This window comes from Microbispora sp. CL1-1 (assembly GCF_012034195.1).
GTDB lineage: Bacteria > Actinomycetota > Actinomycetes > Streptosporangiales > Streptosporangiaceae > Microbispora.
Window position 1 is genome coordinate 90,543 of sequence record NZ_JAATEK010000003.1, and the last position, 14,902, is coordinate 105,444.

Here is a 14,902-nt window from a genome sequence, read left to right on the forward strand (position 1 = left end):
GTCGTGGGGACATGATGGGATACCGGCCCCGAGGAGGACGCATGAAATACGTGCTGCTGATCTGCGGCGACGAGTCGGCGGCGGAGCACGCCGACGACGGGTGCGGCGGGTGGTCGGAGAAGATGGCCGAGCGCGGCGTGCTCCGGGGAGGCGCCGGGCTGCGCCCGCCGAGCGACGCCACCACGCTGCGGGTGCGCGAGGGCGAGGTGCTGCTGTCGGACGGGCCGTTCGCCGAGACCAAGGAGCAGCTCGGCGGATTCTGCCTGATCGAGTGCGCCGACCTGGACGAGGCCATCGAGATCGCCGCCGCCCATCCCGCCGCGGCGTACGGCACGATCGAGATCCGGCCGCTCCTCGACCTGTGACGCCGCCGATCGAGGCCGCCGTCGACCGGGCCTTCCGGGAGGAGTGGGGGCAGGTCGTGGCCACCCTCATCCGCTGGACCGGCGACTGGGACCTGGCCGAGGAGTGCGCGCAGGACGCCTTCGCGCTGGCCCTGCGCACCTGGCGGCGCGACGGCGTGCCGCGCAGGCCCGGGGCGTGGCTGACCACCGCCGCGCGCAACCGGGCGGTTGACCTGCTACGCCGCGAGGCCACCGGCGCGGCCAAGCTACGGGAGGTCGCGGGCGTGCTCAGGACGGGTGACGACGCCTTCGGCGACGACGAGCCGGACGTGCCGGACGACCGGTTGCGGCTGATCTTCACCTGCTGCCATCCGGCGCTCGCGCTGGAGGCCAGGGTGGCGCTGACCCTGCGCACCCTGGCCGGGCTCGGCACGGCCGAGATCGCGCGTGCGTTCCTGGTGGGGGAGCAGGCGATGGCCAAGCGGCTGGCCCGGGCCAAGCAGAAGATCAGGCATGCGGGCATCCCCTACCGGGTGCCGCCCGCCCACCTGCTGCCCGAGCGCCTCCCGGCGGTGCTCGCCGTGCTCTATCTGCTGTTCAACGAGGGCTACTCGGCGACGGCCGGCGCCGACCTCGTACGGCACGACCTCGCGGACGAGGCGATCCGGCTGGCCCGGGTGCTGGTGCGGCTGATGCCGGACGAGCCGGAGGCGGCGGGCCTGCTCGCGCTGATGCTGCTGCACCACGCGCGCCGCGCCGCCCGCCTCGACGAGGCCGGCGACCTGGTGGTGCTGGAGGACCAGGACCGCGGCCGGTGGGACACCGCCCAGATCGCCGAGGGCGTGTCCCTGCTGGACGGCACGCTGCGACGGGGGCGGCCCGGCCCCTACCAGGTGCAGGCCGCCATCGCCGCCTGCCACGCCACGGCGGCCCGCCCGGAGGACACCGACTGGGCGCAGATCGCCGTCCTGTACGAGCGGCTCGCCCGGTTGGTCCCCTCGCCCGTTGTGGAGCTGAACCGCGCCGTCGCGGTCGGCATGGCGTACGGCCCGGCCGCGGGCCTGGCGCTGGTCGACGCCCTGCGGGAAACGGGCGCCCTGGCCGGCTATCACCTGCTGCCCGCCGCCCGCGCCGACCTGCTGCGCCGCCTGGGCCGTACGGCCGAGGCCGCCGACGCCTACCGGGAGGCGGCCGGTCTGGCCACCACCGAGGCCGAGCGCCGCTACCTCGCCCGCCGCCTCGCCGCCCTCGGCTGAGCGCGCCGGTTGAAGCCGCCGGCTGACGGCGTCGGCTGGACGGCCCGGGCGTCAGGCCCGTGCGCCAGGCCCGTGCGCCAGGCCCAGGTGCCAGGCCCGGATGTCAGGTCCGGGTGCCAGGCCCGTGCGCCAGGCCCGGGTGCCGGACCCGGGTGTCAGGCTCAGGTCTCAGGCTCAGGTGTCAGGCTCGGTAGCAGTCCGCCAGGGCCGCGAACGCGGCCTTCGGTTCCCAGGGCATGCCGGGGTAGGCCGTGCCCTGGCGGTCCTCCAGCACCTTCACCACGCCGCAACTGGCCATGTCGAAGTCCGTACGGGGATCGTCCCGGTGGGGCAGGTCATACCGGGCGAAGGTGTACCAGAAGGCGGCGTACACTCCCTCGTCGTCGAGGATTCCCAGCACCTCGCGGAGATAGGCCGCCTGCTCGTGCTCGTCGCGGACATGGTCGCCGGTCAGACCGGCCGGCGCCCCGTCCTTGCCCCACTCGACGATCGAGTCGCCGCGCTCGCCCAGGTCGGCCGCGCCACGGTGGGTGACACAGCCGAACTCGGTGATCGCCACCGGCTTGCCCTGCGCCTTTCCCTGTGCGACCAGGGCGCGGATGTTGTCCCGATAGTGGGCCGCGGTGGCGGCCGACCGATAGCCGGCGTCGGTGGCGATGACGTCGAAGGGCGTCCAGTCCACCTGTTCGAGAGGAATCGAGCAGTAGCCGATCCGGCCGCCGAACCGCTCGCGGGCGACCGCGACCGCCTCACGGAGGAAGGCGTTGACGCGGCCGGGCAGCAGGGGGAGCGCCTCGTGCAGGGTCTCCGGCCGGGCCAGCAGGGGCATCCGGTCCGCGAACGTGGCGCCGGGCAGGAACCCGTCGGTGAACAGGCTCACCTCCGAGCCGGTGGCCAGCACGACCTCGGCGCCCTCGCGGCGCAGCCGCTCGGCGTGCTCGGCGCAGTCGGCGATCACGGCGAGCAGCTCGGCGGTGGTGATGTCGCAGGCGAACGGGCACAGCCAGACGTCCAGGCCGGCGGCGGCGGCGCGGGTGGCCGCCGCCTTGAGCCGTCCGGGGTCGCCGCCCGTGATCCGTACGGCGGTGCAGTGCAGATCCTCACGGATGACGCGCATCTCCCGTTCGACCACGTCGAGGTCGAACGGCTCCCGGGTGCTGCGCCCGGCGGCGCGGGCGGCCGCGTCCGCGAAGCCGGTGTCGAAGTTGATGCCCTTGCCGTTCATCTTCCGTTGTTCCTTTCCGGACGTTCAGAGACCGCGCGGGCCCTGGGCGGCGCGGAGGGTTGGGACGGCGCGGAGGGTTCGGGCGGCGCGGGCGGCGTGGCGGAGAAGACGCAGGACAGGGTGCGGCGCAGGACGGCGGCGAAGGGCTCGGTGTTCCCCGGTTCGAGCCAGTGCCGTCCGGCCACGCGTACGGCGCCGGTGACCGCGGCGGCCATGACGGCGGGATACACGTCGCGCGCGAGATCGGTGCCGGTGCGCGCCGCGATCGCCTCGGCGAGCGGCCCCTCCGCCATGCTGAACGCCTTGAGCGCCTCACCTTCCAGCTCGGGCGTCATCATGATCATCCGAAGGCCCGCCTTGTCGGGCTCGGGGTCGGTGTAGAGATCGATCACGGCCGCGGTGACCGCCTGGTCCAGCGGCTCCTCGGCGGGCCGCGCGCGCAGCGCCTGCCCGGCACGCCTTGACTGGTCGGCCTGGAAGGCGCAGATCGCCTCCTCCCTGCTGGAGAAGTAGTTGTTGTAGGTGCGGGGCGACACGCCCGCCGCCGTGGCGATGTCGTGAACCCGCACGAGAGCGAGCCCGTGGGGACCCCGCTCGATGGCCAGGCGCAGCGCGGCCCGGCCGATCGCCTCCCGGGTGGCCTGCTTGTTGCGGGCCCGAAGGTCCATGCCGTCGTCGTTCACGCGGCGACCTTACGAGGGATTGCGTGACACGCACAAGATGCGTGCCACGCAATCAATGCGCGTACGGCAGGCAGGTGTCCATCCGGTGCGCGCCCGTTCGTCGGGTGGGCGTACGGACGGACACGACCGGAAGGCGACGAACGAATGGACACCGAGATCCGGCGGCAGATCGCGGCCGAACGCCGCGAACTGGCCGACCTGCTGAGCGAGCTGCCGCAGCAGTCCTGGGACGCGCCCTCGCTGTGCGCGGGGTGGCGGGTGCGTGAGGTGGTGGCCCACATGACGATGCCCTACCGGCACTCCGGGCTGAGCGTGGTGGCCGGTCTCGTCAGGGCCCGCGGCAACTTCGACCGGCTGGCCGACCGCCTCGCCCGCCAGGATGCGGCGGCTCTCGGCCCGCGCGAGCTGACCGCCTGCCTGCGGGACAACGCCGAGCACCCCTGGCGGCCTCCGGGCGGCGGCTACGCGGGCGCGCTGTCGCACGACGTCATCCACGGCATGGACGTCACCGTGGCGCTCGGGATCGACCGGCGGGTGCCGGGCGACCGCCTGCGCGTCCTGCTCGACAACGCGCTGTCCCCGCGGAGCCGCAGATATTTCGGCGTCGACCTGGACGGCGTGGAGCTGCGCGCCGACGACGTCGACTGGTCGCTCGGAACGGGCACCCCGTTGTCCGGCGCGGCCCAGGACCTGGTGCTGGTCCTGTGCGGGCGCCGACTGCCCGAGGGACGGCTGCGCGGCGAGCCCGCCGCCCGCTTCACCCACTTCGTCCACTGAACGCGCCACTCCGGCCGTTGATCGCATCGGATGGAGCGGTCTGTGCACTTTCGAGCGGCAAGAGCGCTAACGTGCTCGGGATCACAGACCTCTCCGGCCGGGGCGAAGAGGCTCCCGGAGGGGACTTCTCCGCCTTGAGATCGCTGGAGGCCGCTCGATGTCGTCCCACCCCGCTTCCGTCTCCGGAGCCGTCGCCCCCGACCCGCTGATCAGGAAGCACCGCACCGCGGGTGCCACTCTCACCGTGAGCGCGAACGGCGCGCCCCTCGCCGGCCAGGAGGTGGTCGTCGCGCAGCGCCGGCACAAGTTCCTGTTCGGCTGCATCGGGTTCGACTTCATTCCCCTGGCCAACGGCGAGACCACCACGGACACCGGCGGGCGGCCGTCGCTCGGCGAGGCTCCGGCGGCCGGATCCCAGCAGGTCGCCGACCTGTGGTTCGACCTGTTCAACTTCGCCACGCTGCCCTTCTACTGGGGACATTTCGAGCCGGTCCGGGGCCGGCCGAACACCGAGCGGCTGCTCACCACTGCGCGGTGGTTCGCCGACCGCGGCGTCGTCGTCAAGGGCCACCCGCTCGCCTGGCACACCGAGACCGCCGGCTGGCTGATGGACCTGTCGAACGCCGAGATCGCCAAGGCCCAGGTGGAGCGGATCCGGCGCGAAATGACCGACTTCGCCGGCGTCATCGACATGTGGGACGTCATCAACGAGGTCGTCATCATGCCGATCTTCGACAAGTACGACAACGGCATCACCCGGATCTGCCGGGAGATCGGCCGGATCCCGATGGTCCGCATGGTCTTCGACGCGGCCCGCGAGGCCAATCCCCACGCCACGCTGCTGCTCAACGACTTCGACATGTCCGCGGCGTACGAGTGCCTGATCGAGGGCGTACTCGAGGCGGGCATCAAGATCGACGTACTCGGCCTGCAGAGCCACATGCACCAGGGCTACTGGGGCGAGGAGAAGACGCTCGCGACGATCGACCGCTTCGCGCGGTATGGCCTGCCCATCCACTTCACCGAGACGACGATCGTCTCCGGCCACATCATGCCGGAGGAGATCGTGGACCTGAACGACTACCAGATCCCCGAGTGGCCGACCACGCCCGAGGGCGAGGCCCGCCAGGCCGACGAGGTCGTGCGTCACTACAAGACCCTGCTGTCCCACCCGGCCGTGGAGGCCATGACCTACTGGGGCCTGTCGGACGGCGGCTGGCTCGGCGCGCCGGGCGGCTTCGTCCGCGCCGACGGCACCCCCAAGCCGTCGTACGACGCGCTGCGCTCGCTCATCAAGGGCGAGTGGTGGCTGTCTCCGACGACGATGGTCACCGACGCGGACGGCCGGGTCCGGTTCGACGGCTTCCTCGGCGAGTACGAGATCACGGCCGGCGGCCGGACGGTCACGTTCACGCTGGACGAGCCCGGAGACGCCAACGTCTCCGTGTCCCTCTGAGCCGTGTCCCTCTGAGCCGTGTCCCTCTGAGCCCTGCCCCGGAAGGCCCGCTCTCGGGGCGGGCGGGTGACCTGCCCGGAAGCGGTCCATCGGCGTCAGGGACGGCGGGCGTTGTGGAAGCCGCCCGGTCTCCGGGGTCAGGGACGGCGGGCGGCCGTTCCCGGCGCGAGGCGGCCGGCGAGGAATTCGAGCGCCGCGACGACCTCGGCGACCTGCGCCGGGTCGTCGGTGCCCAGCGCCGCGGCGAGGGGCCCCTCGATCCCGGCCGCCCGCACCGCCTCCACGCGCGCCGGCTGCCCGGGCGCCCGCTTGATCAGGACCCGGCGGCGGTCGGCCGGATCGGGGGCCGTCACGACCGCCCCGGCCTCCTTCAGCCGGGTGACGGCTCCCGACACCGCACTCTGCGGCAGACCCGTGCGGGCCGCGATCTCCCCCACGGAGGTCTCCGGGTGGGCGCGCAGGTCCGCGACGACCACCAGCACGGTCCGGACACTGGCGGCCTGCGCGGCCTTCGACGGGGTGACGTCCCCGACCGGCATGGCCTCTTCGCCGATCTTCATCAGGGTCCTGCCGAGCAGGAAGAGGTCGACTCCGTTCACCGCTCCACAATACATCAAACTTGATGCATCAAATTTGATGGAATATTGTCCGGATCATCCGATCCGAGAGGACGACCCCATGAACGGCATGCTCCGCACGAACGGCGCCGCCATCTACTACGAAGTGCACGGCGCCGGGCCCATGCTCCTCATCTCGCAGAGCGGGGAGGGCGACGCGGGCCGCACCGCCGACCTGGTCCGCCACCTCGCCGGAGACCACACCGTCATCACCTACGACCGGCGCGGCCTGTCGCGCAGCAGCCTCGACGACCCCGGCCGCGGCGCGACCATGGCCGACCACGTGGACGACGTCCACCGCCTGCTCTCCGCCGTGACCGACCGGCCGGTGCACATGCTCGGCTGCAGCTTCGGCGCGGCCATCGGGCTGCACCTGGCCGTCGAGCATCCCGAACGGCTCGCCACCCTGATCGCGCACGAGCCGGTGGTCCCCTCGCTCCTCCCCGTCGCCGCCGAACGCGTCCATCACGTACGCGAGCTGGAGGAGCTGCAGGACCTCTACCGTGAGCGCGGGCTCGCCGACACGGTCGCAAAGATCGCCGAGGTGCTGGGCATCGACCCCGTCGCCCAGGACACCGAGCCCGGGCTGACCCCGCTTGCGCTGGACGACCGGCGGCGGGCCGGCTTCGACTTCTTCATCCGCAACGACTTCACCGCGATCGCCCGCGACACGCTGGACGTCGCCGCGCTCAGGGACACGCCGGTCCGCGTCATCCCGGCCTTCGGCCGCACCACGCCCCGGCACGTCTTCGACTACCGGTGCGCGCGGGAGCTCGCCGCGCTCCTCGGGGTCGAGGCGAAGGAATTTCCCGGCGGGCACAACGGCAACACCACACACCCCCGTGCGTACGCCGCGCGCATCCGCGAGCTGCTGCCCGGTTGAACGGCGGAAGGTGCCGTCCTCCACAATGGTGGCGAGACGGCTCCGTACGGACGTCAAAGGCAAGTGGACCGGCCCTGGGCTGCCCGGTGGCGCACGCTCTTGACGTTGGATGACGCCGCGCTCTAAGTTGCTCCCGGAAATCGACAATTTTCACAATTTTCCCGAAAGTTTCCGGGTCGGCCGGCACCCCGGGTGCGGCACGGCCCGCCACTGCCACACGACTCGGAGTCCGCGTGAAGGTCCTCTACATCGGTGGCACCGGAACGATCAGCTCGGCCTGTGTGGCCGAGTCGGTGCGCCGGGGCCTTGACGTCCACGTGCTCAACCGGGGCCAGACCGCCCGGCGCCGTCCCCTGCCCGAGGGCGTCACCTCGCTCACCGCCGACGTGCGGGACCACGACGCGTTGCGCCGCATGCTGGCCGGGAGCGCGTACGACTGCGTCGTCGACTTCCTCGGCTTCACGGCCGGGGACGCGGCGGCGATGGTGGACCTGCTCGACGGCCATACCGCCCAGTACGTCTACATCAGCAGCGCGTCCATCTACCACAAGCCGGTGCGGCGGGCGCCGATCACCGAGTCGACCACCCGGCGCAACCCCTACCTCGCGTACGCCCGCGACAAGATCGCGGCCGAGGACGTCCTGCGCCGCGCCTACGACGAGCGCGACTTCCCCGTGACGATCGTCCGCCCCTCGCACACCTACGACGACGCGCACCCGCCGCTGCCCGGCGACTGGACGGCGTGGGACCGTGTCGCCCGCGGCGACGAGATCGTGGTGGCCGGCGACGGCACCAACCTGTGGACCCTCACGCACGCCGACGACTTCGCCGTCGGCCTCGTCGGTCTGATCGGCGCCTGGCAGGCGATCGGTGAGGACTTCCACATCACCTCCGACGAGGCGCTGACCTGGAACGAGATCTACGAGGTCATCGGGCGGACGGTCGCTACGCCGGCCCGGCTGCTCCACCTGCCCGCCGAGTTCCTGCCGCGGATCGCGCCCGAATGGTTCTGGTCCGACCTGATCGTGGGCGACCTCCAGCACACCGCCGTGTTCGACACCACGAAGATCAGGCGGTTCGTCCCGTCGTTCCGGCCGGTCGTCACCTGGCCGGAGGGGGCGCGGCGGCTGCACGCCTGGCGGTCCGCCCACGCGGAGGAGACCCGGCCCGACGCCGCGACCGACGCGGTGCTGGCCCGGCTGGCGGAAGGACACCGGCTCGCCTCGGCGGCCGTGGCCCGGCTGGCGCCCGGTCAGGGCGACGGCTCGTGACGGAAGGACACCCTCTGATGCCCCTCGACTCGCTCGACGGCCTGACGGTCCCCGACCCGTCGGTGCGCCGGCCGTTCGGGCGCACCGGCCTGGCGGTGACGCCGATCTGCGTCGGCACCAGCCCTCTGGCGAACATGCCGGGACTGTACGGATACGAGGTCGGCGAGCAGCGTGCGCGGGCCACGGTGGAAGCCGTGTTCGACGGGCCGTTCAACTTCCTCGACACCTCGAACAACTACGGCAACGGCAGCGCGGAGCGGCGCATCGGCGCCGTGGTCCGCGACCGCGGCGGCGTCCCCGACGGGTTCGTCCTGGCCACCAAGGTCGACGCGGACCCCGACACCGGTGACTTCTCCGGCGAGCGCGTCCGCCGTTCGGCCGAGGAGAGCCTCGAACGGCTCGGCGTCGACAACGTGCCGCTGCTCTATCTGCACGACCCCGAATACCACATCACGTTCGAGGAGGCCATGAGCCCCGGCGGGGCGGTGGAGGCGCTGGTGGCGCTGCGCGACGCCGGCGTCGCCGACCACATCGGCATCGCGGCAGGCCCGATCGGACTGTTGCGCGACTTCGTCGCGACCGGCGTGTTCGACGCCGTGATCAGCCACAACCGCTGGACGCTGGTGAACCGCGAGGCCGATCCGCTGCTCGACGACGCCTTCGAACGCGGGGTCGCCTTCGTCAACGGCGCGCCGTACGGCGGCGGGATGCTGGTCAAGGGGCCCGACGCCCAGCCCCGCTACTGCTATCGGGAGACCGCCGAGGCCGTCCGGGAGTCGGTCCGCGCCATGCAACGGACGTGCGACGAGCACGGCGTGCCGCTCGCCGCCGCCGCGCTGCAGTTCTCGCTGCGCGACCCCAGGGTGGCGTCCACCATCGTCGGCCTCTCGGAACCCGAGCGGATGGAGGAGACGCTGCGCCTCGCCACCACCCCGATCCCGCCCGGCCTGTGGAACGAGCTCGACCGGCACCTGCCCTCTCCCCCCGCCTGGCTCGACTGACCCCGGCCCGGCTTCCCCGTCGCCGCCGTGTCGGCCGCGCGCCCGGCCGGCACCCAGCGCCGTCGCGGCCGTCACGGCCCGCCGCAGGGGGGCCGGTGGGCGCGACCGCTCCGAACTACGCGGCGACAGGCCGCACGGAGACGGGCCACCCGGGGACGGTCCGCACAGAGACGGGCCGGGCCGCACGGAGACGGGCCACCCGGGGACCGGCCTTGGGGCGAGGAGGTGTGGTCACAGGAGACCAGCGTCGCGCACCTTCATAGCCACCTGGACGCGGTTGTCGGTGCCGAGCTTGGCGAAGATCCGGGTGATGTTCGCCTTCACCGTCGCGACGCTCATGTAGAGACGTGCGGCGATCTCGGCGTTCGACCTGCCGTGGGCCACCTCGACCGCGACTTCGAGCTCGCGCTCGGTGAGCCGGCTCAACTCCTCTCTCGCCGTCGGGAGGAACGGCCCGGATCCGCCGGTCGCCGCGGCGATCACCTGCCGGGCGACGCTCGGCGACAGCACCGGATCGCCCTTCGCCACGGCGCGGACCGCCTCGATCATCCGGGGCGGCGGGGTGTCCTTCAGCAGGAAGCCGTCGGCCCCGAGCCGCAGGGCCCGCAGCACCATGTCGTCGGCGTCGAACGTCGTGAGCACGAGGATCCGCGGCGGGCCGGGCCTGGCCCGCAGCAGTTCGGTGGTCGTCAGCCCGTCCTGGTTGGGCATCCGGACGTCCAGCAGCACCACGTCGGGACGCAGGTCGCGGATCACGTCCATCGCGCGCAGCCCGTCCTCGGCCTCCCCGACGATGTCGAGGTCGGGTTCGCCGCCGAGGATCAGGCGCAGCCCGGTCCGCACCATCGCGTCGTCATCGACTATCACCAGCCGGGTCACGATCCGCAGCCTCCCATGGCAATCGGACATCAAGGATGAATCGCCCGTCCTGGATCGTATGACTGAGGGTGCCGCCGGCCATCCTCGTGCGCTCCGCCAGGCCCACCAGGCCCAGCCTGCCGCCGGGGCCGGGGGCCGCGCCGGGGCGCACGGGGTTCGTCACCCGGATCCGCAGCCCCTCCCCCGGCCGCCCGCCGAGCTCGGCGGTGACGCTGGTGCCCGGCGCGTGCTTGCGCGCGTTGGTCAGCGCCTCCTGCACGATCCGGTAGGCGTGCCGGCCGGTGTGCGCGGGCAGCGACTCCCGGCCGTCGATGTTGTCGTCCACCTCGACGCGCTGGCCGGCGGCGCGCACCTCGCCGAACAGCGCCTCCAAATGGGTCAGGTCGGGCTGCGGCGCCTCCACCGCGCCGTCGTCGCGGAGCGTGCGCAGCACCGTGCGCAGCTCGTTGAGCGATTGATGCGCGTTCTCCTGGATGGCCAGCGCGGCCTCGCGCGTCTGCTCCGGGCCGAGGTCGGTGCGATAGGCCAGGCCGCCGGCCAGCATCGCCAGCAGGGAGATCCGGTGCGCGAGCACGTCGTGCATCTCCTGGGCGATCTTGACGCGTTCCGCCAGCCGCGCCTGGTCGATGCGCTGCCGCTGCTCACGCTCGGCGGCCCGCGCCCGCTCGCGCAGGGACAGCTCCAGATCGCGGCGTCCGCGCAGGTAGAGGCCGAACACGGTCAGCCCGCCGAGAATCGTCAGCCCCGTCACCGAGGAGACGTACGTGGCCTGGTCGATGCCGCCGACAGCCCCGCCGACCGCCAGGAACACCGCGGACGCCGCCGCGACCGGGATCGTCCGGCTCCATCGGCGATGGGTCACCAGGGACACGTACGCGACGTAGGCGGGCCCGGCCGCCGTGGACGAGAACGTGGTCAGCAGGGCGGTCAACAGCGCGATCTGCCACGGCCACCGGCGCCGCCATCCCATCAGGACCAGCCCGGTCAGGCCGAGCGTCGCGTCGATCAGCACCTGCGGGAGACGGCCGCCGTCGTGCAGGACGAGCCAGACCAGCACCGTGCCGTTGAAGAGCATCGGCACCACGGCGCACAGGTAACGCAGCGCGACCCCCTGCCTGTCGAGGGGTGGCTGGTAGTCCGGTCGGCCGTGCACAGCCCCACAGCTTAGGGACCGCATCGGACAGCTTTCAGCGACCTGGGTCGACCTGTGGACAACCCCGGGTATCGCTCCGGGGCGACATGCCCGGCCCCGCGTCGAGACGCGCCGGACCCCGGTCCGATGCGGCGGCGTCCGTCCTCGCGGTGGACTGGACGGCGTGATCGAGTTCAGAAACGTCAGCAAGATGTACGGGAAGGTGCGGGCGCTCGACGACGTGTCCTTCACCGTCGGGGCCGGGAGCGTCACCGGCTTCCTCGGGCCCAACGGCGCCGGGAAGTCGACCGCCCTGCGCATCCTGGTGGGACTCGCCCGCCCCACCTCCGGTTCGGCGACCGTGCTCGGCCTGCCGTACGCCGAGATGGGCTGCCCGGGGCTGCGGGTCGGCACCTTGCTGGACGCGGGGGCCCGGCATCCGGGTCACACCGGCAGGGAGGTCCTGACGCTGGGCGCGATGACTCTCGGGCTGCCGAGGACGCGGGTCGGCGAGGTGCTCGACCTGGTGGGCCTGACCGAACGGGAGAGCCGGCGGACGATCGGCGGCTACTCGCTCGGGATGCGGCAGCGGCTCGGCATCGCGCACGCCCTGCTCGGCGACCCCGAGGTGCTCGTCCTGGACGAACCCGCCAACGGCCTCGACCCTCAGGGCATCCACTGGATGCGCGGGCTGCTGCGCCACCTCGCGGACTCCGGCTGCGCCGTGCTGCTCAGCTCTCACCTGCTGCACGAGGTGGAGCAGGTGGCGGACCACATCGTGATGATCGGCCGGGGACGCGTGCTCGCCCAGGGCACGGTCGAGGAGCTGAGCCGGGGACGCGGTCTCGAACAGACCTTCCTCGAACTGACCGCGCACACCGACCGTGGCCCCGGCGCCGGCACGTACCCGCGCAGAGGCACGTTCCCCGGCGCCGGCGCGCATCCGGGCGGTGACGCGGGCCGGGGCGCCGCATGACCCACGCCCGCCATCCCAACGACACCAGCCAGGACGCCCACACCGACCACCACCCCACCCACACGGGGCCGGGGCGCCCACCGACTGCCACCCCAACGACATCGTGGGGCCGCGCCGAGCCCCGTCACGGAGAACGACACGATGGACAACTCGATGGACGACACAGTGAACGCCGACCGCCCGATCCCCTTCCGCAGGCTGCTCGCGGTCGAAGCGCGCAAGATCGCCGACACCCGCAGTGGAAAGATCATCACTGCGGTCATGGTCGGCCTGGTGGTCGCGTCGGTCGCCGCGCGCGGCACGGTCGCCGGGCCGAAGCCGCAGACCCTGGCGGCCACCGCCGGGATCGCCCTCGGCACCCTGCTCCCGGTGCTCGCCATCCTCACCATGACCGGGGAGTGGGCGCATCGCACGGCGCTGACCACCTTCGCGCTCGAACCGCGCCGCCATCGCGTCCTCGCCGCCAAGAGCGTGCCGCCACTGGTCGCGGCGGTGGCGCTCTCGCTGCTCGCCATGCTGGTCGCGCTGCCGGTGACGGCCGTCGTGGCCCGGGTAGGCGGCGGCCCCGCCGACTGGGACGTCCAGCCGCTCTGGCTGCTCGGCTGGGCCGGCGTGAACGTGCTCGTCGCCGCGCAGGGCCTCGCCCTCGGCACGCTGCTCCTCAACGCGCCCGCCGCGATCGTGATCAGCCTGTCCACGCCGGTCCTGTGGGCCGTCGTCGGCAGGCTCGGCTCGGCCGGTGCCGCCCTCGCCGAGTGGCTCGACCTCAACACCACCGCCGCCCCTCTCGCGAGTGGCGACATGACCTGGGGCGAGGGAGCCCGGCTCGCCACGTCGGCCGTCTTCTGGATCGCCCTGCCCATGGCCGCCGGCGTGGTCCGCGTGCTCCGCAAGGAGGTGGCCTGACCTGCCGCGGCCCCGGCTACGGTCCGGCCGTGGGCTGCAGCCCGACGAGGAGCATGGCGATCGGCCTCCGCGGTCAGGTGCCTGACCTGCCGCGCCCCGCCCGTGGCTACAGCCCGTCGAGAAGCATCGCGACGCGGTCGGTCTCCGCGGCCAGGGGATGCTCCGGCACCGGTTCGAAGAGCTCGACTACCGGCCGCCCCTCCTTGGCCTCCCACACGCCCGCCACCCGGCCCCGGTGGATCACCACAGGCGAGATCCACCCCGCAGCCCGGCTCACCTTGGGCCGTACGGACTTCGGCAGGAGCGGCTCCAGGTCGCGCGGCGCGCCCAGGATGAACTGGTCGAAGCCGGGTAGCAGATGCACGCCCTCGGACGGCGGGCAGGCCAGCAGGTCGTCGAGCAGCTCCGCCGGCAGCACGGCGGGCATGCCCTCCACCTCGACCTGGGCGAGCTCGCCCTCCAGCTCCCCGAACCAGCCCCGCAGCACGGCCTTGGGCGTGAGGCCGCGGAACAGCCACGCGTCGAACATTTGGGGTGTGGCCGGGCAGTGGGCGCCGAGGAACGCGCGGAGCACCCGCACTCCCCCTTCCTCCGGCGAGAGCGCCTCCTCCCGGCCGCCCGGTAGCCAGTCGGCCGGGCTGGTGAAGGTGACCCTGCGGTCGCGCGGCGGGCCGTGACACAGCTCGCCCAGGAAGCTGAGCGGCTTGAGCAGCGCGCCCCAGCCGGACGTGAGGGCCTCGCGCAGATGGGCGTCCCCGGTCACCTCGATGACCGCCTCGACCAGTTCCTCGCGGGTCAGCGACCGGCCGGACAACGCCTGCGGAACGGCGTCCAGGAGAGCCGCGATCTCCCGCGCGGACACCCCGTGGCCACGCTGCCAGGAGGCTCTCTCCCAGAACCGGAGCGCCCCGAGGGCGGCGCGGTAGGCGGGGAATTCGTCGGCGGGGAGGATATGGAGCGTGCCGCGCATCGTCCAGGTCTTGACCAGCGTGCGGTCCCGCCACAGGGCGTCCTCGATCTCTCCCGGACGCGGGCTCGCGTGCCGTACGGCCACGGCCAGCGCCGCCGACGAGGCGACCTGCGCCTGCACCCCGCACAGCCGCCGGGCGATCGCCACCGCGTCCGCGCCGCCCGCGGGCTCGACGAACTGCCGTCTCAGCCTCCAGGCGAGCACCTGCGCCCAGGTCGTCTCAGCAGCCACGCCACACTTCTACACCCCGGGTACGACAAGTCGCCCACCTCGTGGACGATCACGCGGGTTCTCCGCCTCCGCGATCTCGGGGCTGGAGTTGTCGCTCCCCGAACGGACGGAGGGATCGGGAGGCAGTCGTGGTGTTCCGCAGAACCGCCGGGAAAGCGGCCGAGCCGCCGGTGGAACCCGTCGCCTGGACGGACGTCTGGGAGTTCGTCGTGAGCGCGGTGGAACGCCCGGTGACGCCCAAGCGCAGAACGGCCACTCGGGGAGCCCGTGCGATACGGGTGCCCCGCGGAGGGAA

At 72.8% G+C, this 14,902-nt stretch carries 15 protein-coding genes; 9 read left to right on the forward strand and 6 right to left on the reverse strand.

Annotation, left to right across the window (positions count from 1 at the left end):
* The first annotated feature begins 41 nt into the window (after window positions 1-41).
* A complete protein-coding gene (locus HCK04_RS04705; RefSeq protein ID WP_142645641.1) occupies window positions 42-365 on the forward strand; it encodes a YciI family protein in 324 nt (107 codons plus the stop codon).
* Window positions 362-1,600 carry an RNA polymerase sigma factor gene (locus HCK04_RS04710; protein WP_142645642.1) on the forward strand — a complete coding sequence of 413 codons (1,239 nt, stop codon included), beginning with the start codon at window positions 362-364 and terminating at the stop codon, window positions 1,598-1,600. The genes HCK04_RS04705 and HCK04_RS04710 overlap by 4 nt, the downstream gene beginning before the upstream one ends.
* 181 nt (window positions 1,601-1,781) lie before the next feature.
* Here the strand turns inward: HCK04_RS04710 and HCK04_RS04715 are convergent, their stop codons facing one another.
* Both HCK04_RS04715 and HCK04_RS04720 read right to left on the reverse strand, forming a co-directional pair.
* Window positions 1,782-2,825 (reverse strand): hypothetical protein, encoded by a 1,044-nt coding sequence (locus tag HCK04_RS04715; RefSeq protein WP_142645643.1) that lies wholly within the window; start codon window positions 2,823-2,825, stop codon window positions 1,782-1,784.
* Window positions 2,822-3,508: a TetR family transcriptional regulator gene (locus tag HCK04_RS04720; RefSeq protein ID WP_142645644.1), complete on the reverse strand. Its 687-nt coding sequence runs from the start codon at window positions 3,506-3,508 to the stop codon at window positions 2,822-2,824. Before HCK04_RS04720 ends, HCK04_RS04715 begins: the two co-directional genes overlap by 4 nt.
* A 144-nt stretch (window positions 3,509-3,652) precedes the next feature.
* Here HCK04_RS04720 and HCK04_RS04725 point away from each other — a divergent pair, with 144 nt between their 5' ends.
* The gene (locus HCK04_RS04725) at window positions 3,653-4,285 is read left to right on the forward strand and encodes a maleylpyruvate isomerase family mycothiol-dependent enzyme (RefSeq protein WP_142645645.1); all 633 of its coding nucleotides are present in this window, start codon (window positions 3,653-3,655) and stop codon (window positions 4,283-4,285) included.
* A gap of 157 nt (window positions 4,286-4,442) precedes the next feature.
* On the forward strand, window positions 4,443-5,741 hold the full coding sequence (locus HCK04_RS04730; RefSeq protein ID WP_142645646.1) for an endo-1,4-beta-xylanase: 1,299 nt from the start codon (window positions 4,443-4,445) through the stop codon (window positions 5,739-5,741).
* Window positions 5,742-5,878: 137 nt separating this feature from the next.
* Here the strand turns inward: HCK04_RS04730 and HCK04_RS04735 are convergent, their stop codons facing one another.
* A complete protein-coding gene (locus HCK04_RS04735; RefSeq protein ID WP_142645647.1) occupies window positions 5,879-6,340 on the reverse strand; it encodes a helix-turn-helix domain-containing protein in 462 nt (153 codons plus the stop codon).
* A 79-nt stretch (window positions 6,341-6,419) separates the two neighbouring features.
* Here HCK04_RS04735 and HCK04_RS04740 point away from each other — a divergent pair, with 79 nt between their 5' ends.
* From HCK04_RS04740 to HCK04_RS04750, 3 genes are all read left to right on the forward strand, one after another.
* Window positions 6,420-7,241, forward strand: coding sequence for an alpha/beta hydrolase (locus HCK04_RS04740; protein ID WP_142645648.1), 822 nt, complete (start codon window positions 6,420-6,422; stop codon window positions 7,239-7,241).
* A 233-nt stretch (window positions 7,242-7,474) separates the two neighbouring features.
* Window positions 7,475-8,512 carry an NAD-dependent epimerase/dehydratase family protein gene (locus tag HCK04_RS04745; RefSeq protein WP_205829861.1) on the forward strand — a complete coding sequence of 346 codons (1,038 nt, stop codon included), beginning with the start codon at window positions 7,475-7,477 and terminating at the stop codon, window positions 8,510-8,512.
* Between the two features lie 17 nt (window positions 8,513-8,529).
* Window positions 8,530-9,513: an aldo/keto reductase gene (locus HCK04_RS04750; protein ID WP_142645650.1), complete on the forward strand. Its 984-nt coding sequence runs from the start codon at window positions 8,530-8,532 to the stop codon at window positions 9,511-9,513.
* A gap of 231 nt (window positions 9,514-9,744) precedes the next feature.
* Here HCK04_RS04750 and HCK04_RS04755 read toward each other — a convergent pair whose 3' ends face one another.
* Together HCK04_RS04755 and HCK04_RS43385 are read right to left on the reverse strand one after the other, a co-directional pair.
* Window positions 9,745-10,392 carry a response regulator transcription factor gene (locus HCK04_RS04755; RefSeq protein WP_260617115.1) on the reverse strand — a complete coding sequence of 216 codons (648 nt, stop codon included), beginning with the start codon at window positions 10,390-10,392 and terminating at the stop codon, window positions 9,745-9,747.
* Window positions 10,367-11,545 (reverse strand): histidine kinase, encoded by a 1,179-nt coding sequence (locus HCK04_RS43385; RefSeq protein ID WP_168065657.1) that lies wholly within the window; start codon window positions 11,543-11,545, stop codon window positions 10,367-10,369. Before HCK04_RS43385 ends, HCK04_RS04755 begins: the two co-directional genes overlap by 26 nt.
* Before the next feature lie 163 nt (window positions 11,546-11,708).
* Here HCK04_RS43385 and HCK04_RS04765 point away from each other — a divergent pair, with 163 nt between their 5' ends.
* Complete coding sequence (locus HCK04_RS04765) at window positions 11,709-12,500, forward strand: ATP-binding cassette domain-containing protein (protein ID WP_142645653.1); 792 nt, start codon at window positions 11,709-11,711, stop codon at window positions 12,498-12,500.
* 153 nt (window positions 12,501-12,653) lie between these two features.
* On the forward strand, window positions 12,654-13,406 hold the full coding sequence (locus HCK04_RS04770) for an ABC transporter permease (protein WP_142645654.1): 753 nt from the start codon (window positions 12,654-12,656) through the stop codon (window positions 13,404-13,406).
* A gap of 106 nt (window positions 13,407-13,512) precedes the next feature.
* Here HCK04_RS04770 and HCK04_RS04775 read toward each other — a convergent pair whose 3' ends face one another.
* A complete protein-coding gene (locus HCK04_RS04775; RefSeq protein ID WP_142645655.1) occupies window positions 13,513-14,607 on the reverse strand; it encodes a winged helix DNA-binding domain-containing protein in 1,095 nt (364 codons plus the stop codon).
* Window positions 14,608-14,902: the final 295 nt, after the last annotated feature.

Excerpts from the sequence above, each read along its gene's own strand:
- HCK04_RS04705 (WP_142645641.1), top strand. The coding sequence starts at position 42 with ATGAAATACGTGCTGCTGATCTGCGGCGACGAGTCGGCGGCGGAGCAC.
- HCK04_RS04715 (WP_142645643.1), bottom strand. The coding sequence starts at position 2,825 with ATGAACGGCAAGGGCATCAACTTCGACACCGGCTTCGCGGACGCGGCC.
- HCK04_RS04725 (WP_142645645.1), top strand. The coding sequence starts at position 3,653 with ATGGACACCGAGATCCGGCGGCAGATCGCGGCCGAACGCCGCGAACTG.
- HCK04_RS04730 (WP_142645646.1), top strand. The coding sequence starts at position 4,443 with ATGTCGTCCCACCCCGCTTCCGTCTCCGGAGCCGTCGCCCCCGACCCG.
- HCK04_RS04740 (WP_142645648.1), top strand. The coding sequence starts at position 6,420 with ATGAACGGCATGCTCCGCACGAACGGCGCCGCCATCTACTACGAAGTG.
- HCK04_RS04750 (WP_142645650.1), top strand. The coding sequence starts at position 8,530 with ATGCCCCTCGACTCGCTCGACGGCCTGACGGTCCCCGACCCGTCGGTG.
- HCK04_RS04770 (WP_142645654.1), top strand. The coding sequence starts at position 12,654 with ATGGACGACACAGTGAACGCCGACCGCCCGATCCCCTTCCGCAGGCTG.